General features: G+C 47.4%; 1 protein-coding gene. It reads right to left on the bottom strand.

The genetic code is table 11. The annotated features are described in order from the left end of the window. A partial coding sequence (locus GLIP_RS01665) for a transposase (protein WP_040521627.1) occupies positions 1-585 on the bottom strand: 585 nt, incomplete at its 3' end. Between the last annotated feature and the right edge of the window lie 76 nt (positions 586-661).

Raw genomic sequence — 661 nt, 5'->3', positions numbered from 1 at the left:
TAAGTGGCGCAGATAACTACGTAAGCTCAACTCAGAGCGTCCCAGCTTCACATCAAAGACACTGCGATGCCGTAAATCCACAAACGTGGTTGCGTAGCCCTTCTTACGGGTGAAAAAGTGCTCATCAATCCCTAACATCTCGGGGCAGGGGCGACTGATGATTTCTTTGTATTTTTGACTGATGTGAGACTGATACCAACGCTCGACGGTGGTCGGGCTAATACGGTGTGTGCGTGATATACCACGCTGCGTGACACCGCCATGATGCGCTTCGAAGACTTCTAATCGAAAGCACTCCGACGCGCGATAGCGAGGACGAATACCCACAAACGGGTGTCTGAAATAGCGACCACAACACCGACAGTGGTATTTAGGCACCTTAAGGTGCAACGTTAATACCTGATTACCTTGGCGCGTGTGTTTTACCGTGCGTTTATGCGTGGCTTTAATCCGTAATTGTCGGCTTTCACAATGCTTACATACCGGCTTTTTAGTGGGCCTTGCCCACACTTCAATAAAATCATGTCGATGAACACGTTCTATTTCTAACTCACTTATGCCTAAAATAGTACCTGCGTGGGACATCTGTACTCTCCATTAAATGATTCTTCGCAAAATCAGTTTAATGAATGCGGATGTCCCCCGTTAATGATGAAGAGCC

It is taken from the genome of Aliiglaciecola lipolytica E3, assembly GCF_000314975.1.
Classification (GTDB): domain Bacteria; phylum Pseudomonadota; class Gammaproteobacteria; order Enterobacterales; family Alteromonadaceae; genus Aliiglaciecola; species Aliiglaciecola lipolytica.
This window is presented reverse-complemented; position numbering and strand designations above follow the sequence as displayed.